Raw genomic sequence first — 22,494 nt, forward strand, 5'->3', positions numbered from 1 at the left:
ACTCTTACATCAAATTCAGATTACAAAGATCGCAAAAATGTTGTTTATGATAAACATCTGCCCTAATATTAAATCGACAAGTATTAACATCTGCCCTTCGACAAGCTCAGGGTGACAGGCGTTTTTATATTTGTCATTATTAGAAACAATGTAATGCTGAGCCTTTCAGGAAACTCAGAGGTAAGCCTATCAAAATACACTTCCTAAATCGAGAAAATACTCTGACTTACGTAATTTTGTGTTACCTCAAAACTCAATTAGTCCAAAACTACACTTTTCTTTCATTCGTTTTTGTGCTATGTGGTTTATAGCAGTTTCGGTTAGCTGTAAAACTCTTGGGTATCCTCCCGTAGTTTGACAGTCTCTCATTAACACAATTAAACTACCAGATGGAGTTAATTGTATTGTACCTGGTAAAACAGGTGATGTTATAATCGAAGGTAAAGTGTTTGGGATTTTCTCTTCTAACTGAATTGCCATTCGATTTATAGTATTAGAAATTGTAAAAACAGCATCTAATACTTTAGATTTTTGAGTATCATTTAACATATCAAATTCGGGTCCTTTATACACCTCTAAAGCATCTGAATTTCCTAAAAATAAAGGTGGAGAAATTATAGAAAAATGATCGGTATAATCACTACTACTTTGATATGGTATTTTGTCATTTTTGGCCAATCGAAAACGAGGTGTAATTGACTTATAAAAAGATCTACTATGCAACACTTCTTCAGAAAGAAATCCATCTTTAATTCCTACATATCCATACACTCCTTTCCTACAAAAATTCATTTTAAGAATATCATTTTTTAAGACTTTAATTTCACGATACATTCCTATTTTTTCATCATTCAAGAATGCATCTGATTCACCACCTGTTAACACAATAGTTGTGGTGTCATGAAATTTTAAAACAGGAGGTTGAATCGTCCATTCGATACATGCTGCATTTTTAGCATTGCCCAATATTAAATTTGCGAATCCAAATGACACCTGATCCATTGCTCCACTTTTTGGAATTCCATATTTTGAAAAACCAAAACGTCCTTCGTCCTGGATAGTTGTAAAAAGTCCTGGTTTAATTATTTCGACATCTGCAATCATAAACTAACAGATTCTGGTGTATAATTATTATTCTCAACTCTAGTTCTTATATCGTTATACTTTTTTTCTTCTATCGATATAAACTGAATTTTATCTCCTGGTGAAATAAAACAACAATCTTCTGTTTTAGAGTTAAAAAAATCCAAAGGACACATCCCAATTACATGCCATCCTCCAGGGCTATTTATAGGATATACTCCTGTCTGACTTCCACCAATTGCTACAGCACCTTTTTTTACATGCAAAGAGGGTGTCATTTTTCTAGCATTATGCAATTGATCATCGAGACCACCCAAATACAAGAAGCCTGGTAAAAAACCAATAAAATATGCAGTATACAATGGAGTAGTGTGTAACCTAATTATTTCTTCTACAGTAAGCGATTTACTTTCTGCAAATGCTTCTAAATCCTGAGCAAGAGAAGTAGTGTAGCAGACAGGGATTTTCCACAGTCTACTTTCGGACCTTGTTTCACCAAACCCTTTAGAATACAATGATTTTAGCATCAAAACCTCACTATAGAAATCCTCTATAGTAGATACATAACAAATTAATAACGAGTTGTATGCAGAAATTACCTCAACAATTGGTTTATCGCAAGAAGAAAGTATCGATTTTTTAAAAGAAAGTAAATTTTGAAGGATATTTTCGTCAATTTCTGAAGGCCATTCTATTAAAATTGCTCTTTCAGAATATCTTTTATATTGTAATTTGTATTTCATGAGCTTCTCATTATAATAAATTTAAATTCGAAAACTCTGTATACAAATATTTTAAAATCTGAACAGATTTTGGGTTATCTCCATGCACACAAATTGTATCAAAAAAAATCGGAACCTCTACTCTATTTTTAGTTTTCACTTTTCCTTCAAGAACCATTCTTTTTACATGATCAAAAACTTCTTTTGGTCCTGTAAGCAAAGCCTCTTTTTCTTTTCTTGAAACCAATGTCAAATCATCATTATAATTTCGATCTGCAAAAGCTTCGTACCTGACCTCAAAATATTCACGGGAAAGATACGATAATTTAGCATTTTTCAAAGTAACTATATATAAACTTTTATCGATATTTTTCACAGCTTCGATAATTGCCATAGCTACCGATTCATTTTTCACTGCTTCATTGTAAAGTGCTCCATGTGGTTTTACATGATGTAGTTTTCCTCCTGCTTTTTCGGTTAAGGATTTTACCAACCGTATTTGTTCGGTTATTGTTTTTACCAAATCACCATATGGCATTTCAACTTTGGTTCTTCCAAAATTTTCACGATCGGGGTATGATGGATGTGCTCCAATTTTCACATTATGTTGCATTGCCAATTCGATCGTTCTTTGGATTACCTCAGCATCTCCCGCATGGCTTCCACATGCAATATTACACCAAGAGATATATTGCATAATTTCGGTATCAAAACCTGCCTCTTCCCCCACATCTGCATTAAGAATAATTCTCTTCATATTCCTACATTTATCAGTAATAATTCCTACAAGCTTTCAATCACTTTCCAAATCCCTCTAAATCCTAAAAAGCAAGTAATGATAAGAATGAAAAACCCAATCAAGTTTTGCTTCCATGAATTGGTATATTTTCCTAATATTTTTTGTTGGTTCATTACCCATAAAAGGAAGATTGCAATTACAGGTAAAAGGAGTCCGTTTGCGATCTGCGCAAATCGAATAATTACTATTGATTTTATCCCTAGGGAAGAAAACAAAACTCCCAGAAAAAGGATAAATATCCATACTGCTCTAAAGGATTTACTTTTGAGTCCTTTTTGCCATCCCATACATCCTTTTACTACATAAGCTGCTGCAAGAGGTGCTGTGATGGCAGAAGTAATTCCGGCTGCAAATAACCCAATAGATAGTACATATTTTGCCATCGATCCAAAAACCGGTTCCAGTCCTTTAGCCAGATCTGCTGCATTATTCACTTCTGCTTCTTGTATAGCCGCTCCCGCAATAATAATTGCCATTGATACGAATCCCCCTAATACAATTGCAACTACAGTATCCTTTTTTGCTTCTGGCAGGTCTTCGGTAGATTTCCACTTTTCGCTAACAATAGAGGCATGTAAAAAGAGGTTATAAGGTACTACTGTTGTTCCTATCAACCCTACAATGGTAAGTACATTATCACTAGAAAAATTAGGCACAAACCCTTTAAAGATCATAGAAATATCTGGTTTGGTAACTATTGCGGTTACTATAAAAGCTACACTCATTAATAAAACCAGAACAATCAAACTTCGTTCTAAAACCTTATAATTACCTATGTACAATAGTACAAAGGCAATCACACCGATCACAATACTTAAATAGTTCTCTGAAATCCCGATTGAAGATTCTAAGATTGTAGACAGCCCGAGTACTCCTCCACTAATATTACCGGCTTCGTAAGCTGCATTTCCTATAAAAATTGCTGACAAGATCAATGTAATAAGAGCTCCTCTTACAATCTTGTTATCAAATTGAGATTTTAGCACTTCGCTTAATCCCTTTTGGGTGACTACACCTAATCTTGCTGCCATTTCCTGTAAAACAACACAAGCTACAATAGATAACACCAATGCCCATAGTAATGAAAACCCAAACTGTACCCCTGCTAATGTACATACAGTTACGGTACCTGGACCAATAAAAGCTGCAGTCACCCATGTTCCCGGGCCGATATTAAAAAATTTCTTCATTTATTTTGTATTAACATCTAATGTATAAATAGCAAACGATCCCAGCCAATGCCCTCCTTCATAACTATCGCCAACCAGATTAGGCAAAGAATAGTTTACATGTGTATTTGCTACCGAAAAAAGATGTGCATACTCATTATATTGTTTGGCAAGCCCATATAACACCCAGGCTCTACTAAAATTAAGTCCATCTAAATGAACCAATTTACCATCGGTACGATCAGATACCTCTCCCACTTCGATTGTAAAGTTTTTGGCTTTAAGTTGAGGCATAAAATCAGAGATCCAACGATCAAATTCTTCTTTATTTAACACTCTTCTCATTACATCCATTTCTTCAAAACAAGGAGATAGGAAATCATATCCACTAGGTTCCCAACCAATAGGACAACCCTGATCATTGGCATAGAATTCTCTTGCTCTGGTTTCGATAAGATCTTTTAGTTTTTGATCCTCCAGGGTATTTGCATAATCCCAAGCAAAAGACAATCCGAATGCAGTATTCGTATGCTCTCCTACCCTAATTGGATATTTAAGTTTTGGGAGAAAATCAATATACCGTTGCACGATCAATGCTGTTAGAGGCTGTAGGTTTTGTTCTAATTCTCTTGCTAACGGATCATCCCAGGTATGTAGTTCTTCGGCCAGCTTAAGCAACCAGGCCCAACCGTATGTTCTCTCGTATGATTTGTTATGTTTTCCTTCAAAATATTTGATTTCTTCTTCAATATTCTTCTTAGACATATTTTGAAGCAATTTGGTTTTCGCTTCTTCCTTTTTTTCCAGATCAGGAAATGTTTTTAATAACTTTACTAATGACCAATGCCCATGGACTGAGGAATGCCAATCAAAACAACCATAAAAGGTAGGATGCAATACGTGAGGTTCTCCAATATTCTCTTTCCCTCCTAACGTTTGCCCCAGTTTATTCGGATATTCTACTTGTAAGCAAGCTAATGGTAACTCTACCAATGTATTGGCCTGCTCTAACGTGAGTTGTAAAGGTTGTTCTATTGGATTCTCTTGTAGTGGTTGTTCTTCGGTTTTTACATCCTCGGATGGTTGTTTTTGTGTATCATTGTTTTTATTACATCCTAATAAAACAAGCATTGAAATCAGAAAAAGTATTCGGTACATAATCAATATTTATAAGTTTAAAATATCTACTTTCTTAAAAATATCAATTTCCGCAATCATGCGTATGTGATTGTTGATAAGAACGGTAAATAGTTTATAAATTCTCAAAATCACTCACTAAAGAGTATAATCCGGGTTCAATTATCTTTCACCCTTTTGAGTTTAGTGCATGACAAAACGTACATGATATGGAAATAAGTTGATTTATAATCCCATTGAAAAACGAAATCCGTTTATTAATAACACAACACCAAAATGGATTCCAGCCTACGCTGGAATGACAACAAACAAACTACACCTCTGAGAAAACAATGATTTAAACACTTATATAGTTTTTTATTTAGCGTTTTGGCATAAAAAAAGGGATATGATTAGATCATATCCCTTTACTATCTATTAAACTCATCTTAAATTTATTCAATAAAAGTCTTATTTTATATCTACATCTTCACGTCGCTAAGCTTCACTTCTTTTCCTTCTTTATCTAACATCAATACTTCATCAAACCCTGCATTTTTAAATTGCTCAAATTGTGTAGCTGCATCTCCTATTAACAGGTATGCCATTTTGGTTTCATCAAGATATTTATTTGCCAATTCCTTGTGTTGTTCTAAAGTCATTTCTTCTATTATTTTTTCTTCCTTAGCTATATAATCTGATGCAAAATCATATCTTCCCATTTCCTGTAACATTCCTAATAATGCTCCCTGAGTTTCAAACCTACGAGCATTAGATTTTATTAAGGCATTTTTGGTAAATGCTAAATCTTCTTCAGAAATACCATTTTTATACTTCTCTATTTCATCTTTAAAAATCTTTACCGACTCAAAAGTAGTATTGGTACGAACACTTGAAGATGCCGTAAAAGTTCCTGGTATTTTACTCCCATTAAACCTGGATCGTGCCCCGTAGGTATATCCTTTTTCCTCTCTTAAAATTAGATTTACATTTCCTGAGAAAGACCCTCCTAATTTATAATTCATAACCGTAGCTGGAAAATAATCCTTATCTGTACGTGCCATAGAAAGATACCCTATATTAATTACAGATTGTTTAGCATTAGGGATATCAACAAAATATAAAGATGATTTATCTCTAGTATTAACTACTTCATATTCTGGAATAGTTACTTCTTTACTAGCCCACTTACTTTCTAAGTTTTTAAGAGCAGCAAGTGCTTTGTCCTGATCTAAATCTCCTACAATTTGAAACTTACTTACTGAAGGAGAGAAATTATTGGTATAAAACTGTTTTAAGTCATCTATAGTAATAGCTTCTACAGAAGCTACAGTACCACTGGTAGGGTAAGCAAACATATGTTTTTCTCCGTAAAGAAGTTTATTATATACATTTCTTGCTACCGTATTAGGATCTGCAGCCGATCTTTTAATCCCATTAATAGTCTTCGTTTTTATTCTTCCGAATTCTTCTTCATCCCATCTTGGTTCTAACAATATTTCACTTACTAAATCGATTGTTTTGTCAAGATTACGAACCAAAGTATTACCTCTGATAATAATTGCTTCTCTGGTAGTATACATTCTGATAGAAGCTCCCAGCAACTCTATCTCTTCTTCTAGCTGCTCTGGAGTTTTAGTAACGGTACCTTCCATCATGATATCTGTCATTAGGTTTGCTACTCCAACTTTATCAAATGAATCTAATAAATGTCCTCCAGAAATTATCAGGCTAAAATTAACCAATGGGAGTTCGTTTTGTTCTAAACCATATACTTTCATTCCATTAGATAATGAAGTACTCCAGGATTGAGGAATGTTCAGTTTTGGAGATTCTCCTTCTTTTGGTGCTACAGAACGATCAAAAGCCGAAGGCGTTTTTTGGATTTCTTCTTTTGTTTCTGCTATTGCTTCTTCTACATTTTCTTTAATTTCTTCTTCAACAACTGCTGCTTTTTCTGAATCATTTGCTGCCAGATCCAGTTTTCCTTTAGGAACAAAACTAGTAATCACATAAGGCTTATCTTTAATGTATGTATTGTATACTCTAATTACATCTTCTTTTGTAACTGCCTTAATATTTTCTATATCTTGAGTTATAAACCCTGGATCACCGGCAAATACATTGTATTGTGCTAATTGAAATGATTTTCCTAACACACTACTAATTCCATTATAAAATTGTGTTTCGAGTCCTGCTTTAATACGTTCGATATCTGTTTCAGTAATTCCTTCTTCTTCAAATTTCTTAAATGCCTCAAAGACTCCCGCTTCGATATCGACTAGACTTTTTCCATCATTAGCCGTAATATTTACTCTGAATTTACCTGCTATTTCCATAGAATTATTCCATGCATTAGTATCTGAAGTCAATTCCTTTTCTTTTACTAAAACTTTATACAACGGAGCTTTTTTTCCATCGGATAATAATTGCCCTAAGAAGTCTAATGCATATGCATCTTTAGTATATTGTTCTACTGTTGGCCAAACCATATTTAATTGTGCGGTAGTAGCAAAGTTATCTTCGTGAGAGAATCTTTTGGTTTCAGATAAAGTAACATTTTGCACTTTTAATTTTTCTACCGGTTGACGTTTTTTAATTTCGCCAAAATACTTCTCGATCATTGCCTTAGCCTCTTCTGTTTCAAAATCCCCGGCAAGTACTATAGTAGCATTATTAGGCCCGTAATATTTATCATAAAACTCTTTCACATCCTCTACAGTAGCATTTTGAAGGTCTACTAATTCTCCTATTACCTGCCAGTTATATGGATGTCCTTCTGGATAAATATTCTTATCAATTACCCAATTGGTATGCCCATAAGGATTATTATCTACACGTTGTCTTTTTTCATTTTGTACAACTTCCTGTTGATTTTTGAAAGCACTTTTTGTGACTGTATTAATTAGAAACCCCATTCTATCAGACTCTAACCATAATACGGTTTCCATAGCATTTTTAGGAACTACCTCATAATATATGGTTCCATCCTGCCATGTTCCTCCGTTAAGTGTTCCTCCAACATCCTGAATCTTTTTAAAGAATTGATCCTGAGGCACATTTTCTGATTCCTGAAACAGCATATGTTCGAATAAATGTGCGAACCCTGTTCTTCCTGGCTTTTCTCGATTAGAGCCTACACCATACTGGATCGCAACTGAAACAATCGGATCAGACGTATCCTGATGCAATACAACTTGAAGTCCGTTTTCTAACTCATATTTTTCGAAATCAATAGATAACTTACCTACTTCTTCTGTTTGTGTTTCAGAATTTGTTTCCTTCTTGCAAGAAATAACTCCTAAAAATAAAAAGGATACTGCTACAATGAGTACCCTATGAACCTGAGTTTTCATAATTATATTTTTTGTTTATGGAGTTAAAAATAATCTTTGCCAATGAGTATTTCTATGGATACATTATTAAAATAAAGTTAAAGGAATCTATTTTATACCTGTAAATTCTCTTAAAGGAGCTTTTATGAAGTAAGGAAATGAGATTGTTTATGCTGATCTATTTCTTGATTAAATTGAAAGTTTCGAATAAAAAGGCCCTCCATTTTCTTGGAAGGCCCTTCTATCGATAAGTAGTATGTACTCCTTTTAAAAAATTGTAGTTAGTTAAGTTACTATAGTTTATCTGAGTTTGTTTGTACTTTTGAAATCTAATTTTCTAATCATACATCAACAGATTCAATGTAGTAAAGAAATATTGCTATTTTTCTCAACATAACAACAAAACTGTATAACTCTAAAACGAGGTAAATTACTTACACGGAAGATTTATAAACCTTGATTAAAACAAACCACGGGTTAATATGTACATTGATTTGCTGCATTTGTACATTCTGTTGAAATATTGGCCAATCTGTTTCGAAATTCCTGAGAATTGGCTACTCCGTTAAGAACCTTTTTTAGTCCTTTATCGTATAGCAGGTTGGTCCAGCCTATTCCTCCTGTTACATCTGGCTCTCTTAAAAGCATTCCTCTATACGTTATATAAATAAGCTTGTCTACTTGATTACTACTAAGACCATTTCTACTTAGATAACTATTATATTGAGAATTCCATTTTACACTTGCTTCGTTTGAAGTTACAAACCCTTTTGTCATATCATCAAACCCTTGAGAATTCAATATATTAATCCAATAATTCATCACTCCAGAGTTTTCGGGACATCTTCTTAAAAAAGACAAGTATGATAACCTAACTACACAAGGTGCATTATATCCTGGTCTAGGAATATTAGGTTCTCTTAAATCAGGATCTAAAGGAAATGATTTTTCTGACACTTCTTTGGTATCTACTATCTCTACCGGCTCATTATTTGTATCTTCTTTCTCGCAGGAAGAAATTAAAAGCAATCCTAAAATCATAGGAAATAGTACAAGGTATTGTAATCTATACATTAGTTTTTTCATGATATAAAAGTTGTTTTTATGATTTATTATGTGAAATTATTTATGCTTCAAATAGAGGCTAAACTACATAGAACTTAGCCTCATATTAATTGATTTCGTCTCATTCGAATCCGAGATGCATTACCCTCTAATACAATGACCATTATTACTACATACTGGCCATAAAAAAGGGCAGTCTGCATCAGAGTTGCAATCTATCTTTATCCCTCCTTTAATAAAAGCTTGTTCGTCTCTTTTTAATTGATCTACACCATTAAGGTTTACAATGTTTTTTAACATAACTATTAATTTAAAAAATCGTATTTGTGTGAACATTTATAGACACTCACAGTTTATGTCTATCCTTGCAAGAATATTTTATGAATCCTAAAATGTTTTTACATCTTTAAGACAGTTTCTTTCTTAATTTTTAAAATGCCAGATCTTGTTTGCAAATAGTTCCAGAAGTAGAACACATGCTAAGCACTTATCTCAAAATTAGGTGGTATATCCCTTTAAAACAAAGGGTTAATATTCATATTTATAAATTTGAACAATCAAAAATCAATAGCTTGATTTTAACAAAATGGCACTTCTTGAAGGATTGTTATTCTCATCGTATTAGAGTGGCAACTCATATGTGTTTGGGTAATCAAAATAGTTGATTAGTAGTAAGAAGTCCTCGTTTATAGGTATGATAAGAATACATACAAAAACCGTCTAGACGTATTGTTAGACGGTTTAGTTTATCTCAAAAAAAGGAAATTGTTTTAGTTTTTTATCAGAGTTTTATAATACCTATTTTCTCCGCAGGTAACCTGACAATAATACATCCCTTTTTCCAGATCTAATGTTTCAAAACGATACATTGCTTTTGATCCTATACTGTTTTTACTTTTTAAAGTTCTACTCCTTAATTTTATCCCATTGTTATTATACACATCTATTTGAATTTTATGATCATTGCTTTGCTTATCAAAATATTCAATAGTCAAATGCTCTTTAACAGGATTAGGATAAAATTGAATTGGATTTTTATGAGTCGATGTCATTGAAGTACGGCCTGAACGATGTTTGCCTATAAATATGTCAATTTCTAAAATATCACCCAACCACACCCCATCGCTACCATCTTCATCATTACGATAATCTTCTTCATTATCATACTCCATCAAGCGTAATGAAATTGAATTATTCTTCTCTTTAAAAAATAGAGGTGTATTAAAAACATAAGGATAATCAAATACTGGCTCTACGATTGATGGTGCCGGTATGGGGTCGTTTTTTACGGGAGGTATAATTACAGGTGCACTGGCTCCAAATGGGTCACTGGGTATTACGGTATAGGATAATCTGAGATATTTTGTAGTACTTATACTAGAGCTATAATCTAAATTAAGCTTTAATCTTATAATATCATGTGGTTTAAAGGCTAATCTTTCTGGCCCTTTTAATTTTACAACCTGCTCTATTATCCCTTTATCATTAAAGGAATCAGTGACAGATATGGATACATCAACGGTACGATTCTGGGGGACTAATGTTTCTTGTGCATTAATAAAATAAGGAATACATACAACAAGGAGAATAAAAAAATACTTCGTTTTCATGATTGAAATTTTAAGAGTTATACATTAAAAACAAAGTATCAATATTTGGGCTTATCTAATAATCCGAATTGTTCATATTTATAAATTTAAACAATAAACCTCTAGCTTAGCTCTAGTTTCTTAATATAATAAGCAGGGTTTAGTCCAGTTTTACTTTTAAAAACTTTAATAAATGTAGTTGCACTTTTATAACCCGTTTCCTTAGCCACTGCTCTGATGGTATACGATCTAAACATGCGATCTTCTTTAAGTTTTAGCAGCGCATAATTAATTCTTAACTCATTGAGATATTGATTAAATGACTTCTTTCTTATTTCGTTTAAGGCTTTTGATAAGTAAGTAGTATTGGTATTAAGCAATTTTGCTGTTGAATACAAATTACAGTCTTGTGAAATATAAAAATGAGTATGTTCTAATTCTTGAAGTTCTTTGAGTATTTTTTCTGATTTCTCATCTTTTATTTTTACCTCCCGAATCGGGTTTTCTGGTTCGTGATCTATAGATTTTTTCTCCTTAATATCTTCAATCACTTTTAGAAACTTTTGTTCTTTTATCTTAGTTTTCCTTCGATATACCAAAAAAACAGACAATAGTATTGTAATCAATATTATAGATACGGTTACAATAATTTTCTTACTTGTTGCGCTTTTTGTTTTTTCACTTGCCAGTTTATTGTTTTCAATTTTAAAATCTTCCAAATCATCTTCATACAATAAATCTTTGGCCACTAATCTTTTGTCACTTTTTACCTGAATAATATTTTGAAGCTTGTCATAATAAGATATCTGCTTTTCCTGATCACCCATCATTTTTGATGTTTCGATGGCCAGCCTATACATATTTTCTATTTTATCTGCCTCTATGTTATCGCCAATAAGGTCAAAATTTTCATTTAATAAAGAAATCGTTTCATCATATTTTTTTTGCTGATATAAACACCTGGCTATATAGTAATTAGCTATATACAAATTGGTTTGTTGCCCTCCTGTATTGCTCACAAAAATGTCTTTTCCTTGCTTAAGAAACCCCAGTGCTTTATGGTATTCTTCTTTTTTATAATAGATATCTCCAAGGTTAATATAAAAATAGCTTTTGTATATAGGTAAACCATAATTCTCTGCCAATAAAACACCTTGATCATTAGTTTTTAATGCCTCATCAAGCTTATCAACTTCTGCCAGGCATTTTCCTTTTCCTAATAATGAACTTAAGTAAGTGTTTTTATATTGAATGAAATTATCTTTTGTTTCTTTCTCTAAAGTTTTAAGTACTAAATCATATTCATCAATAGCATCTTTGTATCGTTTTAATTTCATACGTACATTGGCTATATTGGTATGACTTATCAACTTATATGATAAATTCTGTATGCTTCTAGAAAGCTCTTTGGCACTAAGATAAGATTGCAGTGATTCTTCATACGCTCCAAGAACATAATAGCTACCTCCTAACAAACTATGGCTTCCAAAAATCTTTATAGTATCCTTTATTTTTTCTGCAGCTTTAACAGATATATAGGCATTTTTTATTGTATTACTATGGTTAGAACGTATGTATTCTATGTATGCGATCTGATAACTTGAGAAATATTGAATATTGTAATCTTCTTGTATTTTTCCTCTTTGTAAAAAAGCCTTACAATACGCTAAACCTTTTATAGTATCTTTCTCCTGAGAGAATGTGTTTTGAATAAAATTTTCTATTTTTTTTATAGAATCAGATTGAGTAATAAATCGTTTTTCTTTTTCTGAAATCAAATAAGACACCTCTTTTTTTTCTACTTTGTTTTGTCCGATCGCAACACCAGAGCATATAGTAAAAACATAAAAGACAAGGCAATATCTACAGTATTTAGTAGTACCAAAAACTGATGAAATTGATTTTGGAAAATGCGATAGTGAAAATAAGATCATTGGTTTTAAAGAGTTAAATTTTCATATCATCTTCAATCATATGTAAGACTATTATTATAGTTCTTTGTTACAAATTGAATTTTAATAATTAAAGAAATGTACATTTATATTTCTAAAATCATATCTTAATTAACACAAATAAAACTTATTTTCTTATTGTTTGTTATGATTATCCTAGCCATCCATCGCGATCCAGGCTTCTATATTGTATTGCTTCAGAAATATGATCTCCCAAAATTGATTTTGATTTTTCGAGATCTGCAATAGTTCGGGATACTTTTAGAATACGATCGTATGCTCTGGCAGATAGGTTTAATCGTTCCATTGCAGTTTTTAGTAATTCTTTAGAAGCGCTATCTAAGACGCAGTATGCTCTGATTTGCTTTACACCCATCTGCGCATTGTAATGAATATTTTGTAATTCTGCGAACCTTTTGGTTTGGATATTTCTTGCTTCGATTACTCGTTTTCTTATTTCAACACTAGATTCTCCTCGTCTTTCCTCACTCAGCTTATCAAAAGGTACCGGGGTTACTTCTATATGAATATCTATTCTATCTAATAACGGACCCGAAATTTTACTAAGGTAGCGTTGCATTTCTGCAGGAGAAGAGGTTACAGGAGCATTCGGATCATTAAAATACCCTCCCGGACTAGGGTTCATACTTGCAACTAACATAAAACTTGAGGGATAGGTTACTGTAAATTTTGCTCTCGAAATCGTTACTTCTCTATCTTCGAGAGGCTGGCGCATAACTTCTAGTACTTCTCTTTTAAATTCTGGTAATTCATCTAAAAACAATACTCCATTATGAGATAGTGAGATTTCTCCGGGTTGAGGATAACTGCCTCCACCTACTAATGCTACATTAGATATAGTATGATGCGGACTACGAAACGGTCGTTGTGCCATTAATCCTACATTATCTTTAATACGCCCTACTACGCTATGTATCTTGGTTGTTTCTAGCGCTTCTTGTAATGACATTGGTGGTAAAATGCTAGGTAACCTTTTACTTAGCATCGTTTTACCACTTCCCGGCGGGCCTACCAGTATAATATTATGTCCTCCCGCAGCAGCGATCTCCATGCATCGTTTTATACTTTCCTGCCCTTTTACATCTGCAAAGTCAAACTCTGGATTATCCAGTGCCATATAAAATTCTTCTCTGGTATCTACAATAGTTTGCTCAAGTTCTCCTTTTTCATCAAAATAGTCAATTACTTCTCTAATATTTTCTACTCCGTATACTTCTAAGTGATCCACAATCGCTGCTTCTTTAGCATTTTGTTTTGGAAGTATAAATCCTTTAAACCCTTCTTCGCGCGCTTTGATAGCAATAGGCAGTGCTCCTTTAATAGGTTGTAAACTCCCATCGAGAGATAGTTCTCCCATAATCAAATATTCTGAAATTGCATCTCCCTTAATTTGTGAACTTGCCGCAAGAATTCCTAAAGCCAGGGTAAGATCATATGCAGATCCTTCTTTTCTTAAGTCTGCAGGAGCCATATTAATGGTTATTTTCTTTCCTGGTAATTTGTACCCATTGTTTTGCAAAGCGGCAGCTATACGATAACTACTTTCTCGTATCGCATTGTCTGGTAACCCTACAAGGTGATACCCTATTCCTTTATCGATATTCACCTCGACCGTAATGGATGTTGCCTCAACTCCAAAAACAGCACTTCCAAAAACTTTTGTAAGCATGTGTTATGTTTTACATACATGCAAACATACGTACGATGAGTTTTAAAAAATGAAACTGAGATTTTGTATTCAAAATACTTTAGATACGTATTTTATGGTCTTCCTTGTTTAGATATTAAAAGATAAGAATTGAAAAGTAGGGCCCTCGCCTTATAAAGATATATTACGTATGATATAATATCTCAAGCTTATGCCCTACTTATTTTATGTAAAAATTACATAACAAACAATCATACAACTGCTTCTAACTTAGTTTGAAACAGCTTATCATTTAAAAACTTTAGTGTTGGTATTTTGTCTTTGGTATCTACCAAAATAGATATATTGTTATTGCTTCCTCCATAAGATACCATACGTACCGGTATGAAATTTAATATTTCGAAAAGCTTATATGAATTCTTATCATTGATAACAGATTCTCCTACAATACATATGATACTATGATCTTGCTCTACAGTTATTTCTGCATAGGTTTCTATTTCTTTTACGATTTCATCCAGATTGCTTGTATTATCAATTGTTAACGATATTGCAATCTCTGAAGTGGTGATCATATCAATTGAAGTATGATAGTTATCAAAAACTTCAAAAATTCTTCTTAGATACCCATGAGCCATCAACATTCGATTCGACTTGATCTTAATCGCTGTAATTCCATCTTTTGCAGAAATTGCTTTCAATCCTTTTTGATATGTTTTATTAGAAATTACGGTTCCCGGTGCTTCTGGATCAAATGTATTTTTAAGAAGTACAGGTATATCTTTACCTACAACCGGAGAAACGGTTTGAGGATGAAGTATTTTGGCGCCAAAATATGCTAATTCTGCCGCTTCATTATACGTAAGATGAGAGATCGGGTGTGTTTCTTCTACATATCTTGGATCGTTATTATGCAACCCATCGATATCGGTCCATATTTGTACTTCTGAAGCATTTAATGCTGCACCAATAATTGTAGCAGTATAATCACTACCTCCTCTTTTTAAATGACTAATTTGCTCTACCTCGTTTCTACATACAAACCCTTGAGTTATATATAAGGATGTATGAGGATTACTTTCTATTACTTTATTTAATTTTTCACCAACCCTGCTAATGTCTGGATTTTCAACAGACCCCACATACATAAACTCTTTTGCATCTAGTAAAACATTAGATATGCCCTGGGCATTTAAGAATCCAGAAAATATATATGTCAAAAGCGCTTCTCCAAAGGTAATAAGCTTAGAATTGACAACTTCTGAATACTCCTGACTAGAAATCTCGAACATTTCTGTGATCATTGCAGACAAACCGTCTTTAAGCACATTTCTTGTTTCCTGGTCCCTGATCAATTCATCAATAACATCACTGTGTTTACTTTCTAATCGATGTAAATTTCTTGTAATGGCATCAACATCATTAAATTTCACATTTTCTACCAGCCGAATTAACTGATCCGTAACACCCGACATTGCAGAACAAACTACAATTTTATTTTCTTGATCAGAGATCAAAATTTCCTTAACCTTATTAAGGTTTTCAACAGATCCTACAGAAGTTCCTCCAAACTTTAAAATTTTCATCAATCTTGCTTTTTCATTTGTTTTTAACAATGCATAGTTAATTAATAACTCACAAATAATAAATATTTTAAAAGAAAAAGCATAAATTTGCACAGAATGTTAAATATGTAACAATGAAAACAATTACAGATTGTGTACACAATATTTTAAGGCATCAGCCTTTTCTAGAGGACGCACTATCAAGGGACATTATTAATTTCAGTTCGTTGGCTGTCGATCTATTACCTAAAGTGGAAAAAATCATGAAAAAGCCAGTTAAACCTGGTTCTATTGTGATGGCATTAAGACGTTATCATCCAAGAAAAATAAAACATATCGATAATTTAAGGAATCTTGGTGATATTATGGTACGATCTGGGATTACTGAGTATACATTTTTAAACTCTAATAGTATTTTAACCAGCCAGAGTAATCTTTTGGAAAGTGTAAAAAACGAAACAAAGGCTTATTTTACATACTCCAGTAATTTTCAAGAAAGTAATATATTAGTGTCTTCGTCACTTAAATCTACTGTTGAGAAACATTTTAAAAACGAAGTATGCATCTCTGTTGCAGATGACTTATCTTCTATTTCTATAGCACTACCCGAAGACAATTCTAAAGTAATTGGTTTGTATTTTTATATTTTTAAACTATTGGCTTATGAAGGCATTCCTGTTTTTGAAGTTATTTCTACCTCAAACTACTTCACCTTATTTTTAGAAAAGGAATATGTTAATAAAGCATTTTTATTAATGAATGAAGTTAAAGAAGACCAATCCTTTTAAACAAAAAAACCCTGCTCAATAGCAGGGTTTTAGCACATTACATATTATATTTTTACCAAATATGTACTCGTTTTTCTGGTGCCAAATACATTTTGTCACCTTCTTTTATATCAAAAGCTTCATAAAAGGCTTTAACATTTAATAAAGGTTGGATAGCACGTGTTGTACCAGGTGAATGCGGATCTGTCTTAATTTGAGTTCTTAAAGCATCTTCACGAATCTTTGTTCTCCATACGGTAGCCCAAGACATAAAGAAACGCTGTTCTGCAGTAAATCCATCAATATCTTCTGGTCTTCCATTTTCTGCAAAATACATCTGTAATCCATCATAAGCTCCTAATACACCTCCTAAATCTCCTATATTCTCTCCTAGTGTAAATTTACCATTTACAAATACACTATCTAACACTTCAATAGCACTATATTGTTCTGCTAAAGCATCTCCTCTTTCAGTAAAAGCTTTAAGATCATCTTCTGTCCACCAGTTTTTAAGATTTCCTTCTGCATCAAAACGAGCTCCAGAATCATCAAAAGCATGTGATATTTCATGACCAATAACGGCTCCGATACCTCCGTAATTAACGGCTTCGTCTGCTGTATAATTATAGAATGGTGGCTGAAGTATAGCTGCCGGGAACACAATTTCATTAAATAAAGGATTGAAGTATGCGTTCACCGTTTGAGGAGACATCCCCCATTTTGTTTTATCTACTGGCTCTCCTATATCGGCAATTGTCTTTTCGAATTGCCATTTTGATACCGCCATTGTATTTTCAAAATTAGAATTCCCTTCCTTTACATCAAGTGTAGAATAATCTTCCCATTTATTTGGATACCCAATCTTAACAGTAAACTTATCTAATTTTTCTATAGCTTTAGCTTTTGTGCTATCACTCATCCATTCTAATACTTCAATTCTTTTTTGGTATGCTTTGATTACATTCGCAATCATTTTCTCTGCCTTAGCTTTTGCTTCGGGTGGAAATTTAGCATCAACATATAATTGCCCAATAGCTTCTCCTACAGAGCCATTTACTGCACCTAATGCACGTTCATCAAGTGGTCTTTGTTTTTTTGCACCTCTAAGTGTTTTGCTATAAAAATCCCAGTTTGCTTTTTCTATTTCTGTAGAAAGAGATCCTGTTGCACTATTTAAAGTAGACCAACGCATTACGGTTTTAAGATCTTCAATATCTGTTCCTGTAAGCACTCCTTGCAAGGCTTTCATATATTTTGGTTGCAAAACCATAACTGTATCCAGTTGTTGTTTAACACCAAGATCTTTCAATAATTTATTCCAATCTACTGCTGGAGTCATTTCTGAAAGTTGAGCCATACTTCTTGGATTATTAAAGTTACGAGCATCACGACTTTGAACTTTATCTAATCTAGGTTCAGCTAATTTGGTTTCGATATCCAAAATCTTTTCTGCTGCTTTATGTGCCTGATCTTCTGTATCCCCAATAAACTGAAGCATTCTCGTAATATGATCTACATATTGTCCTCTAATTTCTTTAGACTTTTCATCCTGGTCCAAATAGTAATCACGATCTGGTAATCCTAAACCACCAGTAGCTACATATGGAGCATTTATATCACTATTATTTAAATCTGGAAAAGAAGTAAATCCTAAAAACGGTGCAGAAGCAGCTGTTTCTGTTGCTAATACAGATTGTAAATCCTGGATATTCTTTATCGCAGCTATTTTATCTAGTGTTGGCTGTAATGGGGTTATACCTGCTTTATTTCTTGCTATTGTATCCATTATGGATTCGAAGATAACCAGAGCTTTGTGCTGATCAGTTCCTGCGGCATATTTACCACTGGATTTTGCTTCTTCCATAATCTTAAGTACATCATCATCTGTTTTCTTTCTTAAAACTCCAAAGCCTCCCCATCGTGTTCTGTCTTCGGGTATTTCAGTATTCTTCATCCAACTTCCATTAACATAACTATAGAAATCATCTTTAGGACTTATACTGGTGTCCATGTTTTCCAGCACTATGCCGGGAATCTTTTCTACTTCAGCCACTACTTCGCTTTCGCTATCGCTTTTTTTTGTTTCGTTTTTACAACTCACGAAAGCAAAAATAAATGCAGCCAAAAAGTAAACATTTTTCATTTTTATACTCATTCTGTTATTAAATTAAGATTAGTTATTTAGTAGGTATGACGTTTGAACCGTAAATTCGTTACGCATATTAAGTTGGTAATTTATACAAAATGAAATATGTTGATGAATTTTGGATAGAGTTTTAACGAAAAAATAAGATTTCCCCAAAAGATTTTATTTTAACAACCTGGTATCAAAACAAAACGGTTCGACATCAAGAAGTTTTACTTTATCAAATTTAGGATGCATTGGGTTTACCAGAAGGTTTTTTTCTTTCGGAATTATAATGCTAGGGACTTTAAGCCCTAGATATTGTTCTTCTGCGATCCACGGCATCACAAAGTTTTGAATCTCGATAGGTACAGGAATTTGATTCCAATTATCTGGTATCTTTTCTATGTCTATTGTAGTAATTAATGGATCAGGAACTTCTATAGTAGCAATCGACATATCATCTGGAAAATATGCAGCTGGTAAATGAGCCAGCACTTCGAGAGCAGAAAGTGCTGCTGTAGTACTAGTATACAAAACAGCGACTCCTTTAGGATTCCATCTTCCTCCTACTGTTTTTGCTCCAATTCCGGTAAGGTCTTTTATATATTTTTGTTTAGCTATTCGATATACTCGCATTAGGCAAAAATTCCATGTTCTATTCTAACTAATTCTTCATTAAGTAACTGAAAACCAAATGTAGTATCTAATAACTCTTTTGGTTTTTTCATAGCTAATGCCACACTTGGATGCCCCATCCAATCTTTAAAACGAGAAAGGTCTCCAAAAATATTTTCTCCTTTTGCATAAAGTTTAGCCAACTGTAATACTCTAGCACTAGCTTCTGTTCCTAATTTTTTATTTAAATCATAACGCTGAATAGTGCGTTCAGACATATGAAGTATATGTGCCAGCTCTTTAAGATCGAAACCAATAGTCTTAGCAAGATGTAGCAATGCTTTTTTATCTATCCCATTTCTTGATAGTTCAATAAAATCATACATATTACGTAAAGGGATATCTATATTTAGGTATCGTAATAAACCTTTATTTTCGAAACTATCAAAATCTAATGGAGATACTGCACTCATAGCTATATAATTTACGACAAAAATACAAAAAAAAACGACAACTGTCTTAGTTTACTGTTAAAATTGCATCTAATTGTGGTTTTACCTCATTTAATCGTGCTTCCATAGACCTAACTGCAACAGTCGACAGGTATCGGCCTAGTGGTAAAACTGGTTTAATCATAAGAACTTCTTCTTCCTTATTTTCTGGTTCTGAGAAAGAAAGCGGTATCATGGTTGGCTGTAATTTTATGATATACTTACTCCCCAGTTTTTTGATAATTTCCTGAGTATGCCCATATCTAACATTCTGCAAAGTTGTTAAAGGAGCTTTATATTGTGTTTGTGTTTTTATGATTTTACGCTCCTCACTATTAGCAATAATAATATGCTTGATATTGATCTTATCCTGTAACTCTGGGAAAGAATCTCGTAATACATTTCTAAAAACTTCTTCAACACCTTTGGATACTATACCACCTACATTATCATAATATCCTGCATCTGCATATTGATCAGAATATTGTTTATCTGAAATAGAAGATTTTTTTACTTCTCCTACCGGGGTTATATAAGGAAACCCAGCATTTATACGCATTGCAGTTGATAGCCCTATAGAGCTATCTGGATAACTTTTTTGTAAATTTTCTATAAAATCTCTCATCCCCGTAAGTGGTCTTAGATGTGCATATTTAACAGGACTTATTACATTATAGTTTCCTGTTTGTGTATGTGTGGTATTAATAAGTAGAAGTGGTGCGGTTCTCTTCTCTTCTAATTTATTGGTACTATTGTTATAAAAAGATAAAAACTCTTTCTGTAGGATATCTTTATCTAACTCTTTAGAAAAGTATTTTTTATATGTATGACTCCATTGTTCTTCTAACAACTTCCCTCTATTTTTAAAACGAAATAAACTCGTTGTTTCCTTAAACAGATCTCTACCTAATAGTGATAGTAATGAAACCGATAAATAATTTTCTTTGTATACTGCACTTGCTTTATATTTCAAAGCCGGGTATCCATCAGTCGACTTCGTTTTAAAGTTAGCCTTTTTGTTATTATACATTGCAAGTTGCGCTTCTGCAAAAAACATAGCATTACCTACACTTCCTCCCGATGCTCCTGTTAAGGACAGTAAATTTTCCTCAAAATAACTTCCATTAGACTTTTCATATAAATAACTATGCACTAAAAAAGACCAAAGTCCGGCTCTGGATCCTCCTCCTTCTGATGAAACCAAAAGAGCAGGAAACTTACCTTCTCTCTTTTCTATGATATCAATTCTATCTTTTATCCATTGATACAGATATTGCTCCATATCGGGTCTCTTTACTTCAGAAGGTTTTATAGTAAGCTGGTAATGATCAGAACTCTCTGAAAAAAGTCTGGAAGAAAATAAACATAAAACAACAATTATAGAAAACAAGGGTAGTTTTAGCTTTTTACCCAAAAGAATTAACACAAAACTTATCATGAATAAGCTTAATAATGATAATGTTAAAATTGATAAAGGGTTTATTCTACTAGCCCATTCGGGAACAAAATTAAGTGCAAGAAAAGAAAACAATAAAATAAAGCCCGAAAAGAGAACAATCCCATAAAAGAGTTTTTGGGGAAATTCTTTTAAAAATCGATAGCTATTAAACGATAATGTAAAGAAAAACAAAGCCAGTGCACAATTAGACAGAAAAAGATTTCCTAAATCTTTTTCTGTCTGAGTATTTAAAGTACCCAGCGATATAATAAAAACGATTAACCCTACAGATAATAGAACGATAAAAGCATTGGTCTTGGGAATCTTATTAATAAATTCCTGCATATGACCATATATAGTAGGTTCTGATAATAGAAAAAGAAAAAAGGTACAGTAAATAAGTGTATCTGTTGGTTCTAAAAAATTAGTATAGATATTATCAAGTTCAAAAAGCTTCATTGCATTAAGGATACTTAAAGCAGAAATAATTAGTAGTAAAAGCGCTAATATTCTAGGCAGTACTTTTCTCATATGTACCCTAACCAAATAATGGTATCTCACCGATTTATTTCTCTCCTGAAATTTATAATGTTGATTAGGAACAAAGCCAATTAAGTTAGAAAACGAAATATCCTTATAATTATAATAGTAGAAATACTTTGGTATATTCCAGATTAAAAATGCAGAAACCATAAGTAAGAAAAAATACAAAGGTACTTCAAACAAAAAGGCATCTGCTTGATTAAGAATTAGCAATAAATCTATAGTCTGAGGAAAATGCCATAAAGCAAAATATAAAGCTAAAATAAGGAAGAGGCTAATTAGGTTATTAGATAACTCACTTAACAGTATTTTAAACCATATACTAAATTGTTGAAAAAACAACAACAGTTTTACCATTTCTGAAATAATTTAGGTTTTAAGAATATAAATCTAATGAATAAAACGAATACTCATATCTAAAAGTATTTTAATTTATTATTCATTAAAA

General features: G+C 32.8%; 17 protein-coding genes. 1 reads left to right on the plus strand and 16 read right to left on the minus strand.

Going from position 1 to position 22,494, the window contains the following annotated elements:
- Positions 1–246: 246 nt before the first annotated feature.
- The 12 genes from DK441_RS03435 to DK441_RS03485 all read right to left on the minus strand — a co-directional run bounded on the left by DK441_RS03435 (position 247) and on the right by DK441_RS03485 (position 16,085).
- Positions 247–1,104, minus strand: a complete 858-nt coding sequence (locus DK441_RS03435) for a biotin-dependent carboxyltransferase family protein (protein WP_109097491.1) — start codon at positions 1,102–1,104, stop codon at positions 247–249.
- Positions 1,101–1,826, minus strand: a complete 726-nt coding sequence (pxpB, locus tag DK441_RS03440; protein WP_109097492.1) for a 5-oxoprolinase subunit PxpB — start codon at positions 1,824–1,826, stop codon at positions 1,101–1,103. Before pxpB ends, DK441_RS03435 begins: the two co-directional genes overlap by 4 nt.
- Before the next feature lie 10 nt (positions 1,827–1,836).
- Positions 1,837–2,562 (minus strand): 5-oxoprolinase subunit PxpA, encoded by a 726-nt coding sequence (gene pxpA, locus DK441_RS03445; protein WP_109097493.1) that lies wholly within the window; start codon positions 2,560–2,562, stop codon positions 1,837–1,839.
- A 26-nt stretch (positions 2,563–2,588) separates the two neighbouring features.
- A complete protein-coding gene (locus tag DK441_RS03450) occupies positions 2,589–3,794 on the minus strand; it encodes an Nramp family divalent metal transporter (RefSeq protein WP_109097494.1) in 1,206 nt (401 codons plus the stop codon).
- Positions 3,795–4,931, minus strand: coding sequence for a DUF2891 domain-containing protein (locus DK441_RS03455; protein WP_109097495.1), 1,137 nt, complete (start codon positions 4,929–4,931; stop codon positions 3,795–3,797). It lies immediately after the preceding gene.
- Positions 4,932–5,371: 440 nt separating this feature from the next.
- Positions 5,372–8,245, minus strand: coding sequence for a pitrilysin family protein (locus DK441_RS03460; protein WP_109097496.1), 2,874 nt, complete (start codon positions 8,243–8,245; stop codon positions 5,372–5,374).
- A gap of 456 nt (positions 8,246–8,701) precedes the next feature.
- Complete coding sequence (locus DK441_RS03465) at positions 8,702–9,310, minus strand: hypothetical protein (RefSeq protein ID WP_109097497.1); 609 nt, start codon at positions 9,308–9,310, stop codon at positions 8,702–8,704.
- A 120-nt stretch (positions 9,311–9,430) separates the two neighbouring features.
- Positions 9,431–9,589 (minus strand): hypothetical protein, encoded by a 159-nt coding sequence (locus DK441_RS26430; RefSeq protein WP_160111943.1) that lies wholly within the window; start codon positions 9,587–9,589, stop codon positions 9,431–9,433.
- A 470-nt stretch (positions 9,590–10,059) separates the two neighbouring features.
- A complete protein-coding gene (locus DK441_RS03470) occupies positions 10,060–10,899 on the minus strand; it encodes a T9SS type A sorting domain-containing protein (protein ID WP_109097498.1) in 840 nt (279 codons plus the stop codon).
- Positions 10,900–11,000: 101 nt separating this feature from the next.
- Positions 11,001–12,812 (minus strand): AraC family transcriptional regulator, encoded by a 1,812-nt coding sequence (locus DK441_RS03475; protein WP_109097499.1) that lies wholly within the window; start codon positions 12,810–12,812, stop codon positions 11,001–11,003.
- A gap of 169 nt (positions 12,813–12,981) precedes the next feature.
- Positions 12,982–14,520 (minus strand): YifB family Mg chelatase-like AAA ATPase, encoded by a 1,539-nt coding sequence (locus DK441_RS03480; RefSeq protein ID WP_109097500.1) that lies wholly within the window; start codon positions 14,518–14,520, stop codon positions 12,982–12,984.
- Between the two features lie 230 nt (positions 14,521–14,750).
- A complete protein-coding gene (locus DK441_RS03485) occupies positions 14,751–16,085 on the minus strand; it encodes an aspartate kinase (RefSeq protein ID WP_109097653.1) in 1,335 nt (444 codons plus the stop codon).
- A gap of 113 nt (positions 16,086–16,198) precedes the next feature.
- On the opposite strand from DK441_RS03485, the gene DK441_RS03490 reads away from it, so the two are divergent.
- Entirely contained in the window at positions 16,199–16,852 is a 654-nt protein-coding gene (locus tag DK441_RS03490; protein ID WP_024770387.1) for a hypothetical protein, read from the plus strand.
- A 52-nt stretch (positions 16,853–16,904) separates the two neighbouring features.
- Here the strand turns inward: DK441_RS03490 and DK441_RS03495 are convergent, their stop codons facing one another.
- The 4 genes from DK441_RS03495 to DK441_RS03510 all read right to left on the minus strand — a co-directional run bounded on the left by DK441_RS03495 (position 16,905) and on the right by DK441_RS03510 (position 22,403).
- Complete coding sequence (locus DK441_RS03495; protein WP_082994971.1) at positions 16,905–18,974, minus strand: M13 family metallopeptidase; 2,070 nt, start codon at positions 18,972–18,974, stop codon at positions 16,905–16,907.
- Positions 18,975–19,139: 165 nt separating this feature from the next.
- Positions 19,140–19,595, minus strand: coding sequence for an RES family NAD+ phosphorylase (locus DK441_RS03500; protein ID WP_109097501.1), 456 nt, complete (start codon positions 19,593–19,595; stop codon positions 19,140–19,142).
- Complete coding sequence (locus DK441_RS03505) at positions 19,595–20,047, minus strand: antitoxin Xre-like helix-turn-helix domain-containing protein (protein ID WP_025664116.1); 453 nt, start codon at positions 20,045–20,047, stop codon at positions 19,595–19,597. The genes DK441_RS03500 and DK441_RS03505 overlap by 1 nt, the downstream gene beginning before the upstream one ends.
- A 46-nt stretch (positions 20,048–20,093) precedes the next feature.
- The gene (locus DK441_RS03510) at positions 20,094–22,403 is read right to left on the minus strand and encodes a hypothetical protein (protein ID WP_109097502.1); all 2,310 of its coding nucleotides are present in this window, start codon (positions 22,401–22,403) and stop codon (positions 20,094–20,096) included.
- Positions 22,404–22,494 lie beyond the last annotated feature (91 nt).

This window comes from Aquimarina sp. AU58, assembly GCF_900312745.1.
In the GTDB taxonomy this organism is placed as follows: Bacteria; Bacteroidota; Bacteroidia; order Flavobacteriales; family Flavobacteriaceae; genus Aquimarina; species Aquimarina spinulae.